The sequence below is a fragment of the Pseudomonas sp. WS 5410 genome (genome assembly GCF_012985645.1).
GTDB lineage: Bacteria > Pseudomonadota > Gammaproteobacteria > Pseudomonadales > Pseudomonadaceae > Aquipseudomonas > Aquipseudomonas shahriarae.
Genome location: NZ_JAAQWS010000017.1, coordinates 17,427 through 38,885, shown reverse-complemented (window position 1 = coordinate 38,885; position 21,459 = coordinate 17,427). Strand labels below are relative to the sequence as shown.

The 21,459-nt window shown below is 50.0% G+C and carries 24 protein-coding genes and 1 tRNA gene; 10 read left to right on the top strand and 15 right to left on the bottom strand.

Annotated features, from left to right (window positions below; translation table 11 throughout):
* Positions 1-38: 38 nt before the first annotated feature.
* The 3 genes from iscR to trmJ form a co-directional block, all read right to left on the bottom strand.
* Complete coding sequence (gene iscR, locus HBO24_RS22350) at positions 39-530, bottom strand: Fe-S cluster assembly transcriptional regulator IscR (RefSeq protein ID WP_038446306.1); 492 nt, start codon at positions 528-530, stop codon at positions 39-41.
* Positions 531-829: 299 nt separating this feature from the next.
* Positions 830-1,615 (bottom strand): serine O-acetyltransferase, encoded by a 786-nt coding sequence (gene cysE / locus HBO24_RS22345; protein WP_115127479.1) that lies wholly within the window; start codon positions 1,613-1,615, stop codon positions 830-832.
* 2 nt (positions 1,616-1,617) lie between these two features.
* Entirely contained in the window at positions 1,618-2,388 is a 771-nt protein-coding gene (gene trmJ, locus HBO24_RS22340) for a tRNA (cytosine(32)/uridine(32)-2'-O)-methyltransferase TrmJ (RefSeq protein ID WP_170060335.1), read from the bottom strand.
* A gap of 145 nt (positions 2,389-2,533) precedes the next feature.
* On the opposite strand from trmJ, the gene suhB reads away from it, so the two are divergent.
* On the top strand, positions 2,534-3,349 hold the full coding sequence (gene suhB, locus HBO24_RS22335) for an inositol-phosphate phosphatase (RefSeq protein ID WP_003175971.1): 816 nt from the start codon (positions 2,534-2,536) through the stop codon (positions 3,347-3,349).
* Between the two features lie 203 nt (positions 3,350-3,552).
* On the opposite strand, the gene HBO24_RS22330 is transcribed toward suhB, so the two are convergent.
* From HBO24_RS22330 to queA, 6 genes are all read right to left on the bottom strand, one after another.
* Positions 3,553-4,095 (bottom strand): glycine zipper 2TM domain-containing protein, encoded by a 543-nt coding sequence (locus tag HBO24_RS22330; RefSeq protein WP_029298576.1) that lies wholly within the window; start codon positions 4,093-4,095, stop codon positions 3,553-3,555.
* A gap of 123 nt (positions 4,096-4,218) precedes the next feature.
* The gene (secF, locus tag HBO24_RS22325; RefSeq protein WP_057437925.1) at positions 4,219-5,133 is read right to left on the bottom strand and encodes a protein translocase subunit SecF; all 915 of its coding nucleotides are present in this window, start codon (positions 5,131-5,133) and stop codon (positions 4,219-4,221) included.
* A 9-nt stretch (positions 5,134-5,142) separates the two neighbouring features.
* Entirely contained in the window at positions 5,143-7,011 is a 1,869-nt protein-coding gene (gene secD / locus HBO24_RS22320) for a protein translocase subunit SecD (RefSeq protein ID WP_057437923.1), read from the bottom strand.
* Between the two features lie 62 nt (positions 7,012-7,073).
* Positions 7,074-7,412 (bottom strand): preprotein translocase subunit YajC, encoded by a 339-nt coding sequence (yajC, locus tag HBO24_RS22315; RefSeq protein ID WP_003175975.1) that lies wholly within the window; start codon positions 7,410-7,412, stop codon positions 7,074-7,076.
* A 43-nt stretch (positions 7,413-7,455) separates the two neighbouring features.
* Complete coding sequence (tgt, locus tag HBO24_RS22310) at positions 7,456-8,571, bottom strand: tRNA guanosine(34) transglycosylase Tgt (RefSeq protein ID WP_032858353.1); 1,116 nt, start codon at positions 8,569-8,571, stop codon at positions 7,456-7,458.
* A gap of 5 nt (positions 8,572-8,576) precedes the next feature.
* Positions 8,577-9,626, bottom strand: coding sequence for a tRNA preQ1(34) S-adenosylmethionine ribosyltransferase-isomerase QueA (gene queA, locus HBO24_RS22305; protein ID WP_057437921.1), 1,050 nt, complete (start codon positions 9,624-9,626; stop codon positions 8,577-8,579).
* 108 nt (positions 9,627-9,734) lie between these two features.
* Here queA and HBO24_RS22300 point away from each other — a divergent pair.
* From HBO24_RS22300 to HBO24_RS22290, 3 genes are all read left to right on the top strand, one after another.
* Positions 9,735-9,819 (top strand) — tRNA-Leu (locus HBO24_RS22300).
* 301 nt (positions 9,820-10,120) lie between these two features.
* A complete protein-coding gene (locus tag HBO24_RS22295; RefSeq protein WP_130207432.1) occupies positions 10,121-10,429 on the top strand; it encodes a hypothetical protein in 309 nt (102 codons plus the stop codon).
* A gap of 14 nt (positions 10,430-10,443) precedes the next feature.
* Positions 10,444-10,893, top strand: coding sequence for a surface-adhesin E family protein (locus HBO24_RS22290; protein WP_130207430.1), 450 nt, complete (start codon positions 10,444-10,446; stop codon positions 10,891-10,893).
* A 67-nt stretch (positions 10,894-10,960) separates the two neighbouring features.
* Here HBO24_RS22290 and HBO24_RS22285 read toward each other — a convergent pair whose 3' ends face one another.
* The gene (locus HBO24_RS22285) at positions 10,961-11,461 is read right to left on the bottom strand and encodes a hypothetical protein (protein WP_130207428.1); all 501 of its coding nucleotides are present in this window, start codon (positions 11,459-11,461) and stop codon (positions 10,961-10,963) included.
* 785 nt (positions 11,462-12,246) lie between these two features.
* Here HBO24_RS22285 and HBO24_RS22280 point away from each other — a divergent pair.
* Together HBO24_RS22280 and HBO24_RS22275 are read left to right on the top strand one after the other, a co-directional pair.
* A complete protein-coding gene (locus HBO24_RS22280; RefSeq protein WP_149411650.1) occupies positions 12,247-13,830 on the top strand; it encodes a replication endonuclease in 1,584 nt (527 codons plus the stop codon).
* A gap of 400 nt (positions 13,831-14,230) precedes the next feature.
* Positions 14,231-14,455 carry a hypothetical protein gene (locus tag HBO24_RS22275; protein WP_143129380.1) on the top strand — a complete coding sequence of 75 codons (225 nt, stop codon included), beginning with the start codon at positions 14,231-14,233 and terminating at the stop codon, positions 14,453-14,455.
* A 15-nt stretch (positions 14,456-14,470) separates the two neighbouring features.
* On the opposite strand, the gene HBO24_RS22270 is transcribed toward HBO24_RS22275, so the two are convergent.
* The 3 genes from HBO24_RS22270 to HBO24_RS22260 form a co-directional block, all read right to left on the bottom strand.
* Positions 14,471-16,432, bottom strand: a complete 1,962-nt coding sequence (locus tag HBO24_RS22270) for a relaxase/mobilization nuclease domain-containing protein (RefSeq protein WP_170060334.1) — start codon at positions 16,430-16,432, stop codon at positions 14,471-14,473.
* Complete coding sequence (mobC, locus tag HBO24_RS22265) at positions 16,429-16,800, bottom strand: plasmid mobilization relaxosome protein MobC (RefSeq protein WP_170060333.1); 372 nt, start codon at positions 16,798-16,800, stop codon at positions 16,429-16,431. Before mobC ends, HBO24_RS22270 begins: the two co-directional genes overlap by 4 nt.
* Positions 16,801-17,108: 308 nt before the next feature.
* Complete coding sequence (locus tag HBO24_RS22260; protein ID WP_028624202.1) at positions 17,109-18,428, bottom strand: tyrosine-type recombinase/integrase; 1,320 nt, start codon at positions 18,426-18,428, stop codon at positions 17,109-17,111.
* Between the two features lie 232 nt (positions 18,429-18,660).
* On the opposite strand from HBO24_RS22260, the gene HBO24_RS22255 reads away from it, so the two are divergent.
* The 4 genes from HBO24_RS22255 (at position 18,661) to HBO24_RS22240 (ending at position 20,461) form a co-directional block, all read left to right on the top strand.
* Complete coding sequence (locus HBO24_RS22255; protein WP_057437918.1) at positions 18,661-18,990, top strand: hypothetical protein; 330 nt, start codon at positions 18,661-18,663, stop codon at positions 18,988-18,990.
* 34 nt (positions 18,991-19,024) lie between these two features.
* Positions 19,025-19,396, top strand: coding sequence for a PH domain-containing protein (locus HBO24_RS22250; RefSeq protein ID WP_057437917.1), 372 nt, complete (start codon positions 19,025-19,027; stop codon positions 19,394-19,396).
* 330 nt (positions 19,397-19,726) lie between these two features.
* Entirely contained in the window at positions 19,727-20,206 is a 480-nt protein-coding gene (locus HBO24_RS22245) for a hypothetical protein (RefSeq protein ID WP_057437915.1), read from the top strand.
* Between the two features lie 12 nt (positions 20,207-20,218).
* Complete coding sequence (locus HBO24_RS22240; protein ID WP_057437913.1) at positions 20,219-20,461, top strand: hypothetical protein; 243 nt, start codon at positions 20,219-20,221, stop codon at positions 20,459-20,461.
* Positions 20,462-20,670: 209 nt separating this feature from the next.
* On the opposite strand, the gene HBO24_RS29675 is transcribed toward HBO24_RS22240, so the two are convergent.
* Both HBO24_RS29675 and HBO24_RS22235 read right to left on the bottom strand, forming a co-directional pair.
* Positions 20,671-20,898: a hypothetical protein gene (locus HBO24_RS29675; RefSeq protein WP_233092199.1), complete on the bottom strand. Its 228-nt coding sequence runs from the start codon at positions 20,896-20,898 to the stop codon at positions 20,671-20,673.
* Entirely contained in the window at positions 20,895-21,407 is a 513-nt protein-coding gene (locus HBO24_RS22235; protein ID WP_170060332.1) for a type VI secretion system amidase effector protein Tae4, read from the bottom strand. The genes HBO24_RS29675 and HBO24_RS22235 overlap by 4 nt, the downstream gene beginning before the upstream one ends.
* Between the last annotated feature and the right edge of the window lie 52 nt (positions 21,408-21,459).

The following is a 21,459-nucleotide window of genomic DNA, read 5'->3' as shown; positions in this document are numbered from 1 at the left end:
AAATCAGGCTGGCTGGCGTGCCGTTAGCTCTTCGGCTGTCACTCGACGGCGGACGCTTCAATCTTGTCCAGACGCGGCACCTTGGTGTTGCATCGGCGCTGGTCCTGACGCTGGGCTACTTCCTGCACCTCACGGCGAGTCACAAGATCAGCCAAGCTGATACCACTCAAAAACTCATGGATCTGCAGGCTCAGGTCACACCACAAGTGGTGTGTCAGGCAGGTGTCGCCGGCATGGCAATCACCCAGACCCTGGCATTTGGTAGCATCGACGGACTCATTGACCGCGTCGATCACCTGGGCCACCTGGATGCCCTGCATATCGCGGGACAACTGATAACCGCCACCCGGGCCACGCACACTGGAAACCAGGTTGCTGCGGCGCAGCTTGGCGAACAGCTGCTCAAGGTAAGACAGGGAAATGCCTTGGCGCTCGGAGATATCGGCCAGGGACACCGGCCCGTTTTGCGCGTGCAGGGCCAGATCGAGCATGGCGGTCACCGCATATCGGCCTTTTGTAGTCAGTCTCATGGACAAGTACCAAGGTGTTTCAGAATGGGAGCAAGTATGCGATTCCCGAGTATTTAAGTCAACTATAAGACCTAGTACTTTAGTCAGGAATACCCGTAAAAAGGGCGCGCGAATCATAGCAGGATGGGGTGGGATCGAACAGCAGGAACAGGGCCAGGGCTCAATCTCAAGACCAATGGAGATCAAATGGGGGAGCTGGCTTGCCTGCGATAGGCGTGGATCAGCAGCCCAAGGGGTGACTGGCAGACTGCTATCGCAGGCACGCCAGCTCCCACAGGGCATTTTATCGGACTTAAAACCTAACCAGCTTTGGTGGTACCGGCCTCATCCTTGATCTCGGCGAAGTCCTCTTCGCGCAACTCAGGGAGATCTTTCGCACAGTAAGGACTACCCAGATCCTTCAGCGCGCCGCACATGCCATCCAGCTTGCCATCCACCGCCTGCAGATGGTCGAGCAACTGGCCGATGGCGCGAGCCACCGGGTCCGGCATGTCTTCGCTGACGCCATAGGCGTCGAAGCCGATCTTCTCGGCCATGGCCTTGCGCTTGGCCTCCTGCTCATCGCCGACTTCCGGCTTGACGATGATCCGCCCAGGAATGCCCACCACGGTTGCGCCCGGAGGCACCGCCTTGGTCACCACCGCATTGGAACCAACCTTGGCACCGGCACCCACGGTAAACGGACCCAACACCTTGGCGCCCGCCCCCACCACTACGCCGTTTTCCAGGGTTGGGTGACGCTTACCCTTGTTCCAGGTGGTACCGCCCAGCGTCACGCCTTGATACAGGGTCACGTCATCACCAATTTCGGCGGTCTCACCAATAACGATGCCCATGCCGTGATCGATGAAGAAGCGACGACCGACCTTGGCCCCTGGATGAATCTCGATCCCGGTCAGCCAACGACCAAAGTTCGACACCAGCCGCGCCAGCCACTTCCAGCCCATGCCCCACAAGGCACCGGACAAGCGGTGAATCCAGATCGCGTGCATACCCGGGTAGCAGGTCAGCACTTCAAAGGCGTTGCGCGCCGCCGGGTCACGGTGGAAAACACTCTGGATATCTTCTCGCAAACGCTCGAACATTTTTAATCCTTCCGCTTAAGAAGCTCGCCACGGGCCGCTTTCTGGGTTTCCGTGAGGATGCCACGCAATATATTCATCTCTGCCCGGCTGACCGAGCTGCGCCCATACAGCCGGCGCAGGCGCGCCATCAAGTGCCGCGGCTTTTCCGGATCAAGGAATTCGATGGCCACCAGAGTTTGCTCCAAGTGTTCATAGAACCGTTCCAGTTCATCCATGGTGGCCAATTCACCACTTTTGGTGGATGCAACCTCGTCCTTCTCCATCTTGCTCGGCCGGCCTTGTGCTGCCAGCCAGGCCATGCGCACTTCATAACTCAACACCTGCACGGCTGCCCCGAGGTTCAGCGAGCTGAATTCAGGGTCTGATGGAATGTGCACGTGATAATGACATCGCTGCAGCTCGTCATTGGTCAGGCCGGAGTCTTCACGGCCAAATACCAGAGCGATTTCAGCACCGCCAGCAGCCTCTTCGACCACTTTGGTCCCGCACTCGCGGGGATCGAGCAGCGGCCAGGGGATGCGCCGGTCACGAGCACTGGTGCCGAGCACCAGGTTGCAACCGACCAGGGCGTCTTCCAGGGTGGCGACGACCTGGGCTTTTTCCAGGATGTCATTGGCGCCTGAGGCACGAGCGTCGGCTTCGTGGTGCGGGAACACCCGTGGCTCCACCAGCACCAGGCGCGTCAGCCCCATGTTTTTCATGGCCCGCGCCACCCCGCCGATATTGCCGGGGTGACTGGTATTGACGAGGACGACACGAATGTTTTGCAGCAAGGGAGGCGCTCTCGGACATGGGAAAGGGGGGCAAATATTACAGAACAGCCTAAGGTTATGCCATGAAAGCGAACGTCGTCCTTCACCTGAAGAAAGTTTCTGCTAGAATGCCCGGCTTTCTTTAACAACCTTAGGTGACACATCCATGCAGCCCATGCTGAATATCGCGCTGCGCGCCGCCCGCAGCGCCAGTGAATTGATCTTCCGCTCCATCGAGCGCCTGGATACCATCAAGGTCGACGAAAAAGACGCCAAGGATTATGTATCCGAGGTGGACCGCGCCGCCGAACAGAAAATCATCGACGCCCTGCGCAAGGCCTACCCTACCCACGGCATCCTCGGTGAAGAAACCGGCCTGCACAAAGGTAGCGGCGAAGGCGAAGACTACCTGTGGATCATCGACCCACTGGACGGTACCACCAACTTCCTGCGCGGCATCCCACACTTTGCCGTGAGCATTGCCTGCAAATACCGTGGCCGCCTGGAACACGCCGTCGTGCTGGACCCGGTTCGCCAGGAAGAATTCACCGCCAGCCGCGGCCGTGGCGCCCAGTTGAACGGTCGTCGCCTGCGTGTCAGCGGTCGCACCAGCCTGGACGGCGCCCTGCTGGGCACCGGCTTCCCGTTCCGTGACGACCAGATGGACAACCTGGAAAACTACCTGGGCATGTTCCGCGCCCTGGTTGGCCAGACTGCCGGCATCCGCCGCGCCGGCGCCGCCAGCCTGGACCTGGCATACGTTGCCGCCGGTCGTTTTGATGCGTTCTGGGAGTCGGGCCTGTCCGAGTGGGACATGGCCGCAGGCGCCCTGCTGATTCAAGAAGCCGGCGGCCTGGTGAGCGACTTCACCGGCGGTCACGACTTCCTGGAGAAGGGTCACGTGGTAGCAGGCAACACCAAATGCTTCAAGGCAGTCCTGACGGCGATCCAGCCGCACCTGCCGGCTTCGCTGAAGCGTTAAGCGAGCGAGCACAAAAAAGCACCCCTCGGGGTGCTTTTTTTATGCCTGGGATTTGGGCATGCCTCGCTTTCAGCGACAACACAAATCAAATGTGGGAGCGGGCTTGCCCGCGATAGCGGAGTGCCTGGTTAGACACATTTGACTGATTCACCGCCATCGCGGGCAAGCCCGCTCCCACATTTTGAGCTGCGCCAGGCTTGGGATTACTGTTGATTTTGGCCCAAGATCAAACGCCCTTCTTTATCCACTGGGATCTGGCTACCCGGATCGCGCTCCATGCGCACCGATCCTTCCTTGCCATCCAGGTTGTAACGCACGTCATACCCGACAACCTTGTCGCTGATATCGTTGACGGTATTACAGCGCGTCTGGGTGGTGGTGTAGGTATCACGGTTCTGCATGCCTTCCTGAACCTTGTTACCGGCATAACCACCACCGACTGCGCCGGCTACGGTGGCAATCTTCTTGCCTGTACCGCCACCGATCTGGTTACCCAGGAGGCCACCTGCCAGGGCGCCGACCACGGTACCGGCGATTTGATGCTGATCCTGCACCGGACGCTGCCGGGTTACGGTGACGTCCTTGCAGACCTCACGCGGGGTTTTGATCTGGGTCTTGACCGGCTGCACTGCCAGCACTTGCGCATACTCAGGGCCGCTTTTTACCAGGCTGTAGGTGGCGACAGCACCCCCGGCAGTCACACCGACAGCACCCAATACCGCACCAACCAGTAACGACTTGTTCACGTGAACCTCCTGACCATCACAAGCGGACTGAAACGTCCGCGCTATACCCAGCCTTGGAGCAAAAAAAAAGGCGCGAGTTCAATACTCGCGCCTTCTTTGTAACAGCCGATCAACAAGCACCCATCAAGGGCGGTCGTCGATCTCCTTGTCTGTCGCAACAGGAGGAATCAGGTCTTCGCTGTTGAGGTTCAGCCAGATCAGCACCACGTTGGCGATGTAGATCGACGAGTAGGTACCTGCCAGGACGCCGATGAACAGCGCCAGGGAGAAGCCCCACAGGTTGTCGCCACCGAAGATCATCAGCGCGGCAATCGCCAGCAAGGTGGAGATCGACGTCGCCATGGTACGCAGCAGGGTCTGGGTGGTGGAGATGTTGATGTTCTCGATCAACGTCGCCTTGCGCAGCACCCGAAAGTTCTCGCGAACCCGGTCGAATACCACGATGGTGTCGTTCAAAGAGTAACCAATGATCGCCAGCACCGCCGCCAATACCGTCAGGTCGAAGGTGATCTGGAAGTACGCCAGGATCCCCACGGTCACGATCACGTCGTGGATCAGCGAGACAATGGCACCGACGCCAAACTTCCACTGAAAGCGGAACGCCAGGTAGACCATGATGCCGGCCAGCGCCATCAGCATGCCGAGGCCGCCCTGGTCGCGCAGCTCTTCACCCACCTGCGGGCCGACGAACTCGACGCGCTTGACCGAAGCCGGGTTGTCGCCACCGACCTTGAGCAAGGCCTCGGCCACCTGGTGACCCAGTTGCGGGTCTTCACCGGGCATCCGCACCAGCAGGTCGGTGGTCGCACCAAAGCTCTGCACGATCGCCTCGTTATACCCGGCCTCGTTCAGCTGGGCACGCACCTTGGTGACGTCGGCCGGTTTCTCGTAGGTCAGCTCGATGAGCGTACCGCCGGTGAAATCCAGGCCGTAGTTCAACCCCTTATGGAACCAGCTGAACAGCGCCAGGACGGTAAGGAGCACAGTGACGCCGAACGCAACGTTGCGAACGCCCATGAAGTTGATTGTACGTAACATGGCAGCCCCTTAAATCCACAACTTCTTGAAGTCACGCCCGCCAAAGATCAGGTTGACCATTGCGCGGGTCACCAAAATGGCCGTGAACATCGAGGTAAAGATACCGAGGGACATGGTCACCGCAAAACCCTTGACCGGGCCGGTGCCCATGGCAAAGAGAATCCCGCCGACCAGCAATGTGGTCAGGTTGGAGTCGAGAATCGCGGTAAATGCCCGGCCGAAGCCTTCGTTGATTGCCCGCTGCACGCTCATGCCCGCCGCGATCTCTTCACGAATCCGCGAGAAGATCAGCACGTTGGCGTCTACCGCCATACCCATGGTCAGCACGATACCGGCGATACCCGGCAGGGTCAGTGTAGCCCCCAGCAGCGACATCAGGGCCAGCAGCATCACCATGTTGCCCGCCAGGGCTACGGTGGCGATGACGCCGAAGAAGCGGTAGATGGCAATGATGAACAGCGAAACGAACAGCATGCCCCACAGCGCCGCATCGACACCCTTGGTGATGTTGTCAGCACCCAGGCTTGGGCCAATGGTGCGCTCCTCGGCGAAGTACATCGGTGCGGCCAGGCCACCGGCACGCAAAAGCAGCGCCAGTTCGGAAGACTCACCCTGGCCGTTCAGGCCGGTGATGCGGAATTGAGCACCCAGAGGCGACTGGATGGTCGCCAGGCTGATGATCTTCTTCTCTTCCTTGAAGGTCTGTACCGCCACGTCTTTCTCGACGCCATTGACCATTTGCTTGGTGTAGGTGGTCACCGGGCGTTGCTCGATGAAGATCACCGCCATGCTGCGACCGACGTTGCTGCGCGTGGCGCGGTTCATCAGTTCGCCACCATGACCATCCAGACGGATGTTCACTTCAGGCGTGCCGTGCTCGCCGAAACCAGCCTTGGCATCCGTCACCTGGTCACCGGTGATGATCAGGCTACGCTCGATCTGCGCGGCTGGGCGGTTGCCCTCGCGGAACTCGAAGGTTTCGGAAGTGGCCTTGGAAGCACCCGGCTCGGCCGCCAGGCGGAACTCCAGGTTGGCAGTCTTGCCGAGGATGCGCTTGGCTTCAGCAGTATCCTGCACGCCCGGCAGCTCAACCACGATGCGGTTGGCACCCTGGCGCTGAACCAGAGGCTCGGCCACACCCAGCTCGTTGACGCGGTTACGTACCGTGGTCAAGTTCTGCTTGATGGAGTATTCACGGATTTCCGCCAGCTTGGCCGGGGTCATCGCCAGACGCAGTACCGCCTGACCATTGAGGTCGGCCGGAACAATGTCGAAATCGTTGAAGCTTTTGCGGATCAGTGCACGGGCCTGTTCGCGGCTTGCTTCGTCAGCAAAACCCAGCTGGATGGCACCATTGAGCTGCGGCAGGCTGCGATAACGCAGGCGCTCTTTACGCAGCAGGCTCTTCACATCGCCTTCGTAGACTTTCATGCGTGCGTCGAGGGCTTTGTCCATGTCCACTTCCAACAGGAAGTGCACACCACCGGACAAGTCCAGACCCAGCTTCATGGGATGCGCGCCAATGCTGCTCAACCATTTTGGCGTGGTCTGAGCCAGGTTCAGTGCAACGACGTAGTCATCACCCATGACCTTGCGCACAACATCCTTGGCCGGCAATTGGTCTTCTTGCTTGGTCAGGCGCAGCAAACCGCCCTTCGCATCAGCTGCCAATGTTGCCGCTTTAACCTGGATACCCGCGTCGATGAGCGCCTTGCTCGCACGGTCCAGGTCAGCCTGATTGACCTGCAGCGAAGTGCTGGCACCGGTGATCTGGATCGCCGGGTCATCAGGATAGAGATTGGGAGCGGAATAAATAAAGCCGATCGCCAGCACCGCCAGGATCAGTACGTATTTCCACAGAGGGTATTTGTTCAGCATCACGCCGCCCGCTTATGACGCGGGGCGCCTTGCGCGCCCCGTCGATTGGTAAAAGTTGTTACTCAGATCGCTTTGAGCGTGCCTTTTGGCAGCGTGGCGGCGATGGCGCCTTTCTGGAACTTCATTTCAACGGTGTCGGAGACTTCCAGTACCACGAAAGCATCGGAAACCTTGGTGATCTTGCCAGCGATACCGCCGGTGGTGACCACTTCGTCGCCTTTTTGCAGGCTACCCAGCAGGTTTTTCTGCTCTTTGGCGCGCTTGGCCTGTGGGCGCCAGATCATCAGGTAGAAGATGACCAGGAAGCCGACCAGGAAAATCCACTCGAAACCACCGCCCATAGGACCGGCAGCGGCCGGTGCAGCGGCGTCAGCCATAGCGTTAGAGATAAAAAAGCTCATTTAGCACTCCAGTTGCAAATAGTGAATCTTAGGGTCGGGAAACTCAGTCCAAGGGCGGCACGGGCAGCCCGCGCTTGGCATAGAAGGCATCGACAAAGGCGGCCAATGTACCCTGTTGAATAGCCTCGCGCAAACCAGCCATCAGGACTTGGTAGTGACGCAAATTGTGGATGGTATTCAACATGCTACCCAGCATTTCCCCGCATTTGTCCAGATGGTGCAGATAAGCACGGGAGAAGTTCTGGCAGGTGTAGCAATCACAGGTGGGATCCAGCGGCGAATCATCATGGCGATGGAACGCGTTACGGATCTTCAGCACGCCTGTATCAATGAACAGATGCCCATTGCGGGCATTACGGGTTGGCATCACGCAATCGAACATGTCCACACCGCGGCGCACACCCTCTACGAGATCTTCTGGTTTGCCAACGCCCATAAGGTAACGAGGTTTGTCAGAAGGCATCAGGCCTGGCAGGTAGTCCAGCACCTTGATCATTTCATGCTTGGGCTCGCCCACCGACAGACCGCCAATGGCCAGGCCGTCGAAGCCGATCTTGTCCAGGCCTTCCAGCGAGCGCTTGCGCAGGCTTTCGTGCATACCGCCCTGGACGATACCGAACAACGCCGCCGTGTTGTCGCCGTGGGCATTCTTCGAGCGCTGGGCCCAGCGCAACGACAGCTCCATGGAGATCCGCGCCACGTCTTCATCGGCCGGGTACGGCGTGCACTCGTCAAAAATCATCACAATGTCGGAGCCCAGGTCACGCTGGACCTGCATCGACTCTTCCGGGCCCATGAACACCTTGGAACCGTCCACCGGCGAGGCGAAGGTCACGCCCTCCTCCTTGATCTTGCGCATGGCGCCCAGGCTGAACACCTGGAAACCACCGGAGTCAGTCAGGATCGGGCCTTGCCACTTCATGAAGTCATGCAGGTCGCCGTGCTTCTTGATCACTTCCGTGCCCGGGCGCAGCCACAGGTGGAAGGTGTTGCCAAGGATGATCTCGGCGCCGGTGGCGACGATGTCACGCGGCAGCATGCCCTTGACCGTGCCGTAGGTGCCGACCGGCATGAACGCCGGGGTCTCCACGGTACCGCGAGGGAAGGTCAGGCGGCCGCGACGGGCCTTGCCGTCGGTGGCCAATAATTCAAACGACATACGACTCATAGTTGTTCCTCTGGGCCGCGCGGCGCCGGATTACGGGTGATAAACATCGCATCACCGTAGCTGAAAAAGCGGTATCCATTGTCAATGGCTGCGTTATACGCGGCCATTGTTTCGGGATAACCCGCGAAGGCCGACACCAGCATCAACAGCGTGGATTCCGGCAAATGGAAGTTGGTGACCAGGCAGTCGACCACATGAAACGGCCGGCCTGGGTAGATAAAGATGTCGGTGTCGCCACTGAACGGCTTGAGCACGCCATCGCGCGCCGCGCTCTCCAGGGAGCGCACGCTAGTGGTGCCCACTGCGACCACCCGCCCACCGCGCGCCTTGCAGGCGTTGACCGCGTCCACCACGGCCTGGCTGACTTCCAGCCATTCGCTGTGCATATGGTGATCTTCGATGTTCTCCACACGCACCGGCTGAAACGTCCCGGCCCCCACGTGCAGGGTCACATAGGCAGTCTCGACACCCTTGGCGGCAATCGCATCCAGCAGCGGCTGGTCAAAATGCAACCCGGCCGTCGGCGCGGCGACGGCGCCGAGGCGTTCGGAGTAAACCGTCTGATAGCGCTCGCGGTCCGAGTCTTCATCGGGACGGTCTATATAAGGAGGCAACGGCATATGGCCGACACGCTCCAGCAGCGGCAGCACTTCCTCGGCAAACTTGAGCTCGAACAGCGCGTCATGGCGCGCGACCATCTCGGCCTCGCCACCGCCATCAATCAGAATGCTCGACCCCGGTTTCGGCGACTTGCTGGAGCGCACATGGGCCAGCACACGATGGCTGTCCAGCACCCGCTCGACGAGAATTTCCAGCTTGCCGCCGGAAGCTTTCTGGCCAAACAGCCGCGCCGGAATCACCCGGGTATTGTTGAAGACCATCAAATCGCCTGGGCGCAAATGCTCAAGCAAATCAGTGAATTGACGGTGTGCAAGAGCACCGCTGACCCCGTCCAGGGTCAACAGTCGGCTGGCGCGACGCTCGGCCAAAGGGTGGCGGGCGATCAGCGAATCCGGGAGTTCAAAAGTAAAGTCAGCAACGCGCATGATGGGGTTCGTCTAGCAGGGCCGGGAAGTCTAGCGGAAATAGTGAAAATAGACCATGAAACGTGATTGACCAACGGTAATCACCTCTCTATACTTCGCCGCCATTGAGCCCTGATGGCGGAATTGGTAGACGCGGCGGATTCAAAATCCGTTTTCGAAAGGAGTGGGAGTTCGAGTCTCCCTCGGGGCACCAACATTCTCCTTGTAAATCAAGGACTTAGAGAAGGGGTAGAAAGAAATTTCTACCCCTTTTTCTATCCAAAAAATCTACCCTTCTCATACCCTTTTCTTGGGAAAAACTGCCTCCCGGCAGTAGTCTTCTTGCTTTGCATTCACGCGAGAGACTGTGCGTTTAAGCCATCCTTTCTGATCCAGACCGCTTGAAGTGCTGCGGCTCTGCAGCAGTGCGTAAAAGGGTCAACCATGGGTTGCATAGATGTGTGGCTCAGGCGAGGATTAGCCTAGGCAAAACGCCACCACGCAAGGAAAGCCACATGCAAGCAAAATCCCTCAAAGCCTTGATTGCTGACCACGGCGTCTCATTCGACGCGAGCACCATCATGAATGCTCTGCTGAAAGCTGGTTACGCGGAAAGCTTTGAGTATGCGAGCACCACCGGCAACGGTGTGATGAAGTCATTCAGGAAATTGACCGATCAAGGTGAAGCCTTCGGCGTCAACAAGGCGTCAATGGGCCACCCCTTTAAGACTGAGGCGAAATTTTTCGGAGAGACTTTCCCTCAAATGCTTGACGTGGTCGTTGAACAATTGCGGAAAGAAGTCGGAGGGCTGTTAGCCAAATGAGGTTAGCACTCGTCTTGGCTGCCGTTCTCCCACTAGGGGTAGCGGCTGCTGCTCCTTCTAACGTCCAAGAGTTCGTAGCAAACGACCCTTGGCACCAATTTAGTGATGGCGTTAACGGCCAGAAGGTATTCACGAAAGGTGTTCTAAGACACGATAAAGGTCGCTATGAGCTTTGGTTTAAAGTCGAATACCCACAACCCAAAAGCTGTGGCGGAAACCTATTTATGAAAAGCCCTATGGACAGGGTCATCTGCGACAACGAAAAAGATGGTGAAATTGAAATTTCGATGAACCTTTACGAGATCAATTGTAATAATGGAACATCTAGGGTTACTGAAAGCATTGATTATGATTTTTCAGGAAAAACGTTAAATCACACGTCCAACAAACGTGCAGAGTGGACAAGGACCATACCCGATACTATCGGTGAAGGACTGAACACCTTTTTTTGTAAGCAGGACTAGGGTCGCTAACACATATGGCCATGCTATATAACAGGTGAAAAATCCTTCATAGACTCGTCAGGGAAAATCACATAGCATATTTGTTATAGATACCTAATGGAGCAAATATCTTTTTATCTTTCCAATCAAAAAAGTTATTCCCTCCTGCATATAGACCATCGTCAAACTCTTCAAACGCGACTTTGAAAAGATTATCGCTTTTGTCCCCTAGTGTCATCATGGCTACGATGCATTGTTTTATACCTTCTTCCGCGACTTCCTCGCCGTATAATACGCTGAAAATCAATTCAAGAGCGTTGGGGTCATATTTCTGATTTTTAGACTGAAGAAAAGCGTCATAAAATCCAGAAATATATCCAGCAAGCCATTGGTTAATTTCGTAATCCCCATTATCTCCTTTGTAAAGAAGCGGCGGCGTTTTCACACCAGACTTCTCAATTAAAAAAAATTGGTCCTTAATTAAAGAGTATACAAAAGAAACTCCATCAGTCATTTCAGGTGTTATGGGGTATCTTTTGGGTTCTTTTTCTTGGGTTTTCTTTTTTTTGAAAAAATCAAATAAAGCCATTGATTAATCATCCAGAGTTAAGGTCATCGCGTCATAATTTTGTTAAATAGTATCAGATATGGCTATGCTCTGTGAATGGTTCACACACCCGTCAAGGTCGTTTTTAGCGGCTGAACTTGTTCAAGCGTGATAAATGACCAGATGAACGCGACGTTTCTTCATACAGATTTTCAGAGGGTCATTTTCAATTTTGAGAAATTTAAAGAATAAGGTTGAACTCTATTTGATGATTAAGGTTGCACCATAAATATATTTTCAATTTTCTATTGACAACGAATTTCATTGTTTTTAAGCCAAAAAACGGCTACCCAAGAAAATGAAAACTCAAAAAACTGACATGAAAACGTGCAAAAAAATCAACGCTCTTTTTTAGGGCACTAACAAAAACACGTTAAAAACGGCGTGTTTTAATTCTAGGTATTACCATACGAATAAGATGGTAAATCGTCTAAAAACAGCCGTTTCATAAGTTTTGATATTTAAAAGTTTTGCTGCTCCAAATGTATTTGGAATTAAATTTTGAGCTTTACGCTTTTGATTTTCATATGCGAACTTTGTTCGCAATACCCAGAAGCTTTTCGCCTGCTAGGGCGGCTTTATGCTTTTTACGCTCTTCTTGGATAACTCTTAAATAAGTGTCGCAAGTTGATTTTATAGGTTTTTTTGACCGTTTTTGATTTTTAAAAAAATCAGCTTTTTTACAGGTTAGAAAGTAAAAATATTTATTTATTTGACAACCATGCACGGCATGGTATTTGTATTAGTAACGAACAATAATAACTTTCATGATATTTATTCCACAACGCATAATCCTTAAAAATCTTACTCCTGAATTTTTCTTTGCAGAATGTGAAAGGCAGTATTTTTTTGAGCGAGCCATCGAAAAAAAGATGATTGCAAAGGAATGTCTTGAAAATAAGTTAAATAACTCATCAAAAAGAAAGCGTGAAAACATAGCCAAAGAAATAAGAAACCTCAAAAATAAATTCACTTGGGTTGCCACTTGCAGTGAATATAGATGCTGGAAGATACGACATAAATACATTCTAGCTGGCGATTTGGACGAAATCGTCAAAAATATCACGTTTGTTTTCGAGAGAATTCAAGAGCAACTAATAATAAAGCAGAGAAACCTCGACAACGATGACTCCGGCGAGAGTATTTTTTCACGCATAAAGAATGATTGGGATATCGGTTATGGTATCAAAATAAAGGACATTAAAGGGTCAACTATAAAAGACAAGCTCATCAACATTGCTGATGAGAAAAGACTTAAATCACAAATAAAAAGAATACAAAAACAAAGAAGCGAACTTTTAAAGCTGCACTCAGGTTTGATTGGTTCCGGTCGAGCATTTGAGATTTGTAGTGATGAAGTTGTTCGCAATAGAGAAGCTGACGAAGCCAGCCAGCTTGATTACATAATGAAGAAATCTCTTGTTAATGAAAACAACAAGAAAATCCCACTATGGAAAGTAGCAAGCACTGAAAAGCAAAGATTTGCTGAGATATTTATCCAAGTCTCATCGTTGGACGCCTATGCCAAACAACTTGACTATAAGCCTCTTTTCATAACTTTTACCGCTCCGGCAAGATTTCATCCAAAGCCGTCGAAAGGCGTTAGTTCTTGGGACGGTTCAACCCCAAAGGATAGCAATGATTACTTGAAAGGCTTATGGAATGCTTTTAGAAAAGACATCCATAGACATAAGATTGAGATGAATGGTTTCTGGGCAGTCGAACCTCACAAAGACCAGTGCTTTCATAAGCACGCTTTAATGTATGTTAATAAGAAACATTATGACGAATTAGTAATCTTGATTAACAAGCATTTTAGACACTCGGAAAACGCCGTAAGAATTGAAGAAATTGACGCAAAGAAAAGCAAGGCAACATCATACGTGATGAAGTATCTAACTAAGTCATTCAATTTGGAATTCGAGTTAAAAGGCGGCGTCCTAAATGTAGATAAGTTGGAAATCTCAAATCACAAAAAAGTTAGAGCAGTTCAAGCACTGTGGTCTGTGCGTAGATATGCAATGTTCGGCGTTAAGAATACGCTTTCATTGTGGAGAGAGCTGAAAAGAAAATCATTCTTGAAAGGCAAGAATGACGTTATTGATAAGGCGTTCGCATTTGTGGACAAGAACGATTTCATTGGGTTCTCTATATTTGTAAATGGAAACCTAAAAATAATGAGGCTATACAGCAAAATACAAGTATTTAAGAATGACCTGCTCGGTGATGTTTTCGGAAAAAGACTAATAGGTAAATACATAATTGATTTGAGCACAAAAGAAATGATTGATATAAAAGCAAATTACAAAATTGTTGATACTGCATTGCTTGATGCTGCCGAGTTGCAATAAATAAATACTTATCTATTGATTATTTATAATCGCATGTTATATTGTTATCAAGAACAGGAGATTATGAGCATGCAACTAATAAGGGTAACTAGCAAAAGAAAAGAAATCTTAAAATATACAAAAAAACTAGGTCTTTATGGTTTATATAAAGATGTTAAGAATGCACATGACAAAAGTGTTTGTCATTTGATTTTTGACCCATTAGATTACACATTCAAGGTGCTGGTAGACCAAAGTAGAGTTCCTTACGAATATCAAGACGAATGTATAAGGGACTTATAACAAAGCCAGCTAATGCTGGTTTTTTTGTGCCTGAATTTTGTCAAGAAAAATATGTATTTATTTGACTTTGCTTTTATTTGTGCTCTAATAAATATATATAAATAAGAAAGGGACACTAATGAAAAAACCAAAAGCAAAAGCAAATCTTAAAGTTTGCACCATCACACTCGACGCTGAAACACATAATCAATTTAGAGAAATTGCCAATACTCACAAATTTCCGTTGTCACGCTTTATAAATGATTGTATGAAAGAATACTTAAATGTAAGCAAAGTTAACGGGTTCAACAAAGATGTAACGCTACAAGTTGGAATTAGAAACTTTCAAATCCAAGACAAATAAAAAGCCCTGATAGGGCTATTTTGTTAACTGTGGTTTTAAGTCAAACGTAACCGCTCTTTTGTTTGCCATCTGTGCTTTAAAAGCTTGTTCAAGCTGTTTTGCTGCCGCTGGGTCTCTTTCTTTAATTTCATCAAATAGATTATAGAGCTTCTCTCTGAATTCATATTGACGTTTAACATCTCCAGTTTTTATTCCATTACGATTTTCTGGGATGTTGTCCATCTCTCTATGTCCGGCAATATCTCTCTTGCTATTACCCGGAAATGAACTTTTCTTTAGTCTCGGTTGTAACCATTCAAATTCTTCAACAAGTTCATCATTCGAATATGTTGAATAGTCTCCATCAATCTTGTGATTTTCAGGCTCTGCAAGCGGTTCTGGTGCCATCGGTATGTAAAACTCATCTATGGCAGGCTCTACTGGTTTAGGTGGTTCTACGGCTTCTGTGGGAGCTTGTGCGACAGGGGTAGCTATGGCTGGCCGGAACATATCGTGCAAGTCATCAATTAAGCCATCATTGGTTGGCGTAACCTTTTCTTGTTCAACCTTCTTTGTAGGCTCTGGTGGCTTCTCAGGAGCTTTTTGAAGAGGTATAGGCATGACAGGCTCAACTGGTTTAGGTGCTTCTACGGCCACCGTAGGGGCTTCTGGTGCTGGTTGCGGTTTAGGATCGGCCTTCTTATTCATCGAAGCATATTGCTCCTGAATTTTCTTCAATTCGTCTAAATCTGCTGGGGTAGGTTTGTAGCCTTCAAGCTTGAAGCCTTTGGCTTCCAATCCCATTAGCTGAAATTCGAGCCATACATTCTTCTTGAAGTAATCAGGGCCATTCACTGTAAATGATTGTGGTGGTTTGGCGTCGGCAACAAGTCTTTGAATGCCAGCCTTTGCTGACTGTCTTGATAAATCATGGAATGAAACTTTTGATGGGTCTTTGTAATACTCGAATGATTTCTTGCTACTGGCTGAATTATAGAAATATTCAACCTTGTCACTATGCTGAATAAACTTGAACTTAGTAGCAAGCACTGAGTTTGGTTTAATCTTTTTCATGTAGTCGGGTTCTGCTTCGGTTGAAGCGATTGAACAATTTTCGTATTCCTTTACGTTGTGCTTATTTTTTAAAGTCTGCTCAAAGCCAGTGTCATCACCTAGTTTCGCTTTAAGTGTTTTGTAAGATAGGCCAAGCTCGGATGCTTTGAATATCTGGTCTTCATGTTGAATGGAGAGAGATGATTTGCCATTGTGAATGACATTGAAACCATTCTCGGTTATCTGGTTGATGAAGTCGGATGGGCTGGAAGCATTGTTAAGGAAATCACTCAAAGCGTCTTTCATTTGTTTCTTGTTAGAAATAACGCCACGAACGTCAAGCATTCTTTCTTTTGTTGATGGATGCTTGTCTTTGTATTTCTTGTTGATAATGTCTTTCTTATCTTGCAGTGTTAGCTCTTTTATTTTGTCGAGTTCATCCATGTCTCTTGAAATTCGATTTTCGGGAACTATTAGATTGTATTTTTGTTCAAGCTTTTCACATTCTCTTTCAATAACACGGTAGTCATTGCTGACGTTGTAACACTTGCCATTAAAATCTTTTAAAGCCCACACAATATGAACATGAACCTCATCTGTATCAATGTGAACGCCTAACGAATACTTTCTATTTGAAAGTTTATGCGTGGCCTCATAAAGTTCTTTTGCAATATCACGGGCTTGCTCTGGTGTAATATTGTCATTCGTATGAAAGCTAACAACATCGTGCTGGGTTCTAACGGATTGCTTTCTACCTTTCTTGTTGTCAGTAATATCGCTTTCAATTGATTGTGATATTGCTTTCGCAATATCTTTCTTTGAAGCATTCAAAGGCGTGTAAATATTTGACTCGAATAAAACGCAGCCTTCTTCTTTATTGAAGTATTTGGCTGTTTTGTAAATCTTTGATTTAGATTTTTGAGTGCTTAGCTTTTCACGTATCATGACTTACCTACGTTTCTTAATGTCTCATTTTTTAATTTGCCCAACTTTTTAGTAAGTATAGTTATGTTTTGGTCGAGTGCAGTTAGCGTTTTTAGAATATCAAAAGGTGGTGTCTCATTCGCATTTAGACTTTTAGCTATTTGATTTAGGTTGTTTCCATATCCGCCCAGAAACCTTTCAATTTTATCAATGTCTTGTCTAAGCTCAGGATTGGTGATTTCAATAATTTCACTGATGCCATTATTAATGATGTGGGAAATATAGCCGGACTGGCTTTTGTGTATAATTCCCCTTTCGTGCTCAATCTTTTCGTAATCACTTTCGGATATTCTTACATTCATCTGTCTTGGTTTTTTATTATCACTCATACATTCCTCATGGTTGTTGATTTTAATTTTTCAAACGTAGTGCGAAAAATCGAGCGTAAATGTAAGCAACGAACGAAGTGAGGTGCTATACATTTACATTGCTCGCCTGTAATGTTTTCGAACTACTAATATCAAGTTAACATATATTAAAATGTTTTCAAGTTGTATAGCTTTCAATAAGCCAGATAACAAAGAATGAAAGTGTATAGCAACGTATAGCAACGTATAGCAACGTATAGCAATGTATAGCAGGCATTAAAAAGGCCACCTAATTAGGTAGCCTCATGAATGATGACAACAATAAAAAATTATACTGAGAATTTATATTGTAGGTGTTTAACAGCATCCATTTTAGATGCTGGGGTTGGGCCTTCCGAATATCTATCGAAAGTCATTCTTAGCAGTCCATCAGCTTTGTGGCCAACCAACGAAATGATGACAAGGTTCTTAACATCAGCACGCTCTAATGTAGTGATTACAGTTTTGCGAATGCTATGGAAAACACATTTTTTATCAAAACCTAAATCTGTCTTGAAGATTGAAAATTGATTACCTAAACCTTTCGATTTGGTTTCATACTTCCCACCTTTGCTTGTCTTCAACAAATACCCATCGTCCGATGAACTAACAAGCCGTTTGACCGTTTCCATGAGAACCGGATGAATTGGCACAAAACGAACGGATGCTTGTGTTTTACCTTCTGTAATATGAAAACAATCCACACCATCCTCTTTAACAACTGACGATGTTTTTAAACGGCATATTTCTTCAATGCGTGCTCCCGTATAGGCCGCTATCTTAATCAAATCGGCTAATTGACGCTTTCCTTTTTCAACTGCTTTACTATGCAAGGTTTCAACCTCTTCCGCCGTAAAAGCACGTCTTTCATCTTTTTTGAGTGTTCCACGTCTAACTTGGCTCAATTCATGACTTTTGAAAGGATTGATTGGATAACGTTCTTTGAATGGTGGTTCTTTTTTAATCAAGAAATTATAGAAGGCATTAAACGAAAACAAATATTGTTTCTTTGTCTTCGATTCCAGATTTTTTGAAATCAAGAATGAAGCAACTGCCTCATAATCCAGCAATAAGTCCTCAGCTTTCAAAAAGGCATCAAGTGCTTTAATTCTCTTTATATGTCTATCAACTGTATTCAAGTCTACTTTTCGTTGATTTAATTCATAGTTATAGAAACCATCAAGGCGACTTTTGAAAAATGGGGTTTTTGGTGAGTAGTCCGAACGACCTGCTGCAATATCAATTGCTTCATTAACAAGGTCGATGCTTAACTTCTTATCTTGTGTATATTGGATTACTTCAAAACCCATTTTTGTTTCATTGTTTGCGGGTTTCCCCTTAATTTTATCTTGGTTTATGGCCCTTTGATGCTTTTCAACTATTTGAAGAACATCATCACGGAAATTGCCGATTTCACCCCTACGGGCTTTTTCGATTTCGGTTTTCCACTGCTGCAACCATCGTAGTTTGAAAATATGGGCTTCCGAACGATTGCCAGTTTTGAGGCTTTTAGTCAAAACCTTACGCCCGGAAAAGGCTTCCCGTGCGTCTTCTGGAACGTCCAGACGGACGTAGTAGGTGCCGGATTTCAGGACTAAAAAATCGGTCATAGCAAAAGCCTTCGCTAGTCATTTCTACCCAAAATTCTACCCAAAATTTCTACCCAAAGCCACTGAAAGCCTTTAAACTCGCGGCATTGCTGGGTCTTATGATGTTTTTGAGGGAGTTCGAGTCTCCCTCGGGGCACCATCTTAAAAAAGACCTTGAAATTCAAGGTCTTTTTTTTCGCCTGCAGAAAAGTGATCATCGCCCACCGCACCAGATAGTAGAGGTACCAGGACCATGGAATTGACACTCGAAGCCGTTGCTCTGTTCGCCCTCAAACTGGTGCATGAGACGGAAGATGGCAGCCCGATCCTGCGCGACGATCTGGTCATGGATGGGTATGAGCGGGAGGTGTTTGGGTTGTTGGTGCGCACTGGCGACCTGACAACTATCCAACGCAAGTTGGATGAATGCATGAAGTTGGCCCTGGAGACGTTGGGGGGTGCCAACACGGTCATGGGCCGTGAGCTGCAAAAGCTGGCGGCTGAAGTCCAGCAAGCCTCGACGCTGGAGGAACTAAAGACCCCGCTCGACGCACTTATGGATTACCTCAAGGCCATCTTGTAACGCACCCTCCCTGCCCCACCACAAGGACCGCCCAATGATCGACTTCAACAACAAAGGCTTCTTCAAGCTCAAGCAAAACAATGAATACGCCGAACGCGTTGCATCCCTGCTGCTCGATGACGAACAGGTAGTAGATGCCTACAAAGCCATGCGCGACGGCGTAGTGTTTACCACCAAGCGCATCATCGCCGTAAACGTGCAAGGCATCACCGGCAGCAAGAAGGACTTCACTTCCCTGCCGTACAAAAACATTGTCGCGTACTCGGTGGAAACCTCCGGCACGTTCGACCTGGATTCGGAGTTGGAGATCTACTTCTCGTCATTGGGCAAAGTGAAGTTCGAGTTCACGGGCAAGACCTCGATGGTGGAAATCTCCAGGCTGATTTCCAAACACCTGCTGGGTTGATCGGCCGTTAAAAACCAAGGTCTTTTTACCGCAAGCCGTGTGATTCAGCGGCTGTACGCCATCAAATGTGGGAGCTGGCTTGCCTGCGATAGCGCCCACCCCGGCACCATCGAACTACCCGTCTGCAGCAACTCTCTCACCCAGCGCTCCAGGTCCTTCCTCGGTCAACCATACCGATTTGTTCCGGTTCACCGGATCACAGATGCCAGCCCTGCTCATGCAATCAACACCTTACGGCGGGCAACGCATCTTGCCAGGCAGGTGAAATGATTTGAATCCAGCGCGCGCCTTCTAGACAATCCCCACCTTTGGCTCGAAAGGATGCGTGCAATGAAGTTCGAAGGGACTTTCCAATACATGGGCAATCACGGGATCGTGTTCAACGTCTCGCAGATCACCCTTACCGACAGCGAGCGCGGACGCCTGGGCGAGTTGCATTTTGGTGAAGCGAAAAGCGCCCACTATGAGGTCAACCGCAAGGTCGTCGAGGTGTACGACAAGATGCTGGCCAAGAACCTGCCGTGCCTGATGATGATCGGCATCTCCAAGCCGCTGACCCGGCAACAGGGCGATGTTCTCAATGCCCAACGCACCAAGATCGCTAACCTCGCGGCCTCGGCCTTCGCTGGCGCCACCTCTTATGTAGCCTCCCCCTACGTGGGTGCCCCTGTCGGCGCCGGTGTGCGCATGTATGTGAATGAAACCCTGCCCACCTATCATGCAGGCGACATACTGGTCAGCATCGAGGCGCAGGTGAATGGCGGTATCGGCCCACAACGTAGCGCCTCGACACTGATCATCAAGACCTGACGGGAGAAACACATGTCTGACATTACCCAGTTGGTCATTGCCCTGGTGCTGTTCTTTCTGCTCGATCGGTTTCTGAAGTCGTACCCACTTCGCAAATGGCTAGGGGTGCTGCTGGTAGCGATCGGAGCGGTCGGCTGCGTGGCTGCAAGCCAAATCCGTTTGTTTGGGTTTGACCTGGGGCTGCTGTCGATCTTTGCCGTTGCACTGGGGGTGGGGTTGTTCCTGAAGCGGCGGCGGTTCGAACAGAGGGGGTGAAGGTGGCAGGAATTTGCGCTGATTAGCGCCCAAAAGCCCCAGCAGTAAAAAGGGGACGGACTTGTTTGAAAATAGATCCGTGCCCTTTTCCTGATCAGGATGCAGCACTGCAGATCGGGATTGCCTGCCAATCAACGGATACATTTATTCCCAGCGGGGCCTGAAGTATTCAGGAGCAAGCCAAAAAAGAGGTTCCTAGAGCTGGGCTCCTAACCCCGAAGCAAACGCCGACGGAACCAAACAACTCCAACTAACATTGAAACCCCAACTACCACCCCATTCCCTAACAACCAAATCCCAAAATTCCGACTCTGGTCCGCATCATTCTCGTAAAACGGCCCAAAGTAAGCCGAAGCCGCTACAACCAACCCGTTAAACACCGCAACCGCCACAGCCACCACCAACGCTACAAATAACATGCCCTTAACTACCGTCATAAAACCTTCCAAAACCAAATCTCCCTGGACTCGTGATAATCCGAGAACGTCCCCTCAATCGAAAACCCAAGTTGAATACGCGGGTAGCTCAACCAATCCGTCAACCGCCGCCCATTCCACAGATCAATGTGATCACCACTGCGATTGCCAAATGTCTCGCTCCCCCGGCGCCAAAAGTCCTTGAAGAAAATGATGCCTCGCTGCCCTTGCAGCTCATCCTCAAAACCTTCGGGTGTGACCTTTCTCATTCGTTGCAAGCCGAGAATGTTCGTACCGCTTAATGCTCTGGCCATTTCTTCTGCTGCCAGTACATGGCCCTCAGCCTTGGGATGCTGCCAACAATAGCGCACGCCTCTTAATTTGCTCAGATCAGCGCCTGATCTGCGCAGTGCAACACCAAGGTTGATCGCGCATTGATCACTGAAGTTTTTGGCACCGTTGGTCCGGCATGGCGCTGCGTCTCCATAGATCTGCGGGTGGTTTTTCCATAGGGAATCGAAAGTGAGCATTCCGCGTCTCCATCGCGTATTTTTCACGCAAAAGTAGCAAACGCAGTGCTGC

Bases quoted from the DNA above. Each gene is read 5' to 3' on its own strand.
- iscR (WP_038446306.1), bottom strand. From the start codon at position 530: ATGAGACTGACTACAAAAGGCCGATATGCGGTGACCGCCATGCTCGAT.
- cysE (WP_115127479.1), bottom strand. From the start codon at position 1,615: ATGTTCGAGCGTTTGCGAGAAGATATCCAGAGTGTTTTCCACCGTGAC.
- suhB (WP_003175971.1), top strand. From the start codon at position 2,534: ATGCAGCCCATGCTGAATATCGCGCTGCGCGCCGCCCGCAGCGCCAGT.
- secF (WP_057437925.1), bottom strand. From the start codon at position 5,133: ATGTTACGTACAATCAACTTCATGGGCGTTCGCAACGTTGCGTTCGGC.
- secD (WP_057437923.1), bottom strand. From the start codon at position 7,011: ATGCTGAACAAATACCCTCTGTGGAAATACGTACTGATCCTGGCGGTG.
- yajC (WP_003175975.1), bottom strand. From the start codon at position 7,412: ATGAGCTTTTTTATCTCTAACGCTATGGCTGACGCCGCTGCACCGGCC.
- tgt (WP_032858353.1), bottom strand. From the start codon at position 8,571: ATGTCGTTTGAATTATTGGCCACCGACGGCAAGGCCCGTCGCGGCCGC.
- queA (WP_057437921.1), bottom strand. From the start codon at position 9,626: ATGCGCGTTGCTGACTTTACTTTTGAACTCCCGGATTCGCTGATCGCC.
- HBO24_RS22295 (WP_130207432.1), top strand. From the start codon at position 10,121: ATGCAAGCAAAATCCCTCAAAGCCTTGATTGCTGACCACGGCGTCTCA.
- HBO24_RS22285 (WP_130207428.1), bottom strand. From the start codon at position 11,461: ATGGCTTTATTTGATTTTTTCAAAAAAAAGAAAACCCAAGAAAAAGAA.
- HBO24_RS22280 (WP_149411650.1), top strand. From the start codon at position 12,247: ATGATATTTATTCCACAACGCATAATCCTTAAAAATCTTACTCCTGAA.
- HBO24_RS22275 (WP_143129380.1), top strand. From the start codon at position 14,231: ATGAAAAAACCAAAAGCAAAAGCAAATCTTAAAGTTTGCACCATCACA.
- HBO24_RS22270 (WP_170060334.1), bottom strand. From the start codon at position 16,432: ATGATACGTGAAAAGCTAAGCACTCAAAAATCTAAATCAAAGATTTAC.
- mobC (WP_170060333.1), bottom strand. From the start codon at position 16,800: ATGAGTGATAATAAAAAACCAAGACAGATGAATGTAAGAATATCCGAA.
- HBO24_RS22260 (WP_028624202.1), bottom strand. From the start codon at position 18,428: ATGACCGATTTTTTAGTCCTGAAATCCGGCACCTACTACGTCCGTCTG.
- HBO24_RS22255 (WP_057437918.1), top strand. From the start codon at position 18,661: ATGGAATTGACACTCGAAGCCGTTGCTCTGTTCGCCCTCAAACTGGTG.
- HBO24_RS22250 (WP_057437917.1), top strand. From the start codon at position 19,025: ATGATCGACTTCAACAACAAAGGCTTCTTCAAGCTCAAGCAAAACAAT.
- HBO24_RS22245 (WP_057437915.1), top strand. From the start codon at position 19,727: ATGAAGTTCGAAGGGACTTTCCAATACATGGGCAATCACGGGATCGTG.
- HBO24_RS22240 (WP_057437913.1), top strand. From the start codon at position 20,219: ATGTCTGACATTACCCAGTTGGTCATTGCCCTGGTGCTGTTCTTTCTG.
- HBO24_RS29675 (WP_233092199.1), bottom strand. From the start codon at position 20,898: ATGACGGTAGTTAAGGGCATGTTATTTGTAGCGTTGGTGGTGGCTGTG.
- HBO24_RS22235 (WP_170060332.1), bottom strand. From the start codon at position 21,407: ATGCTCACTTTCGATTCCCTATGGAAAAACCACCCGCAGATCTATGGA.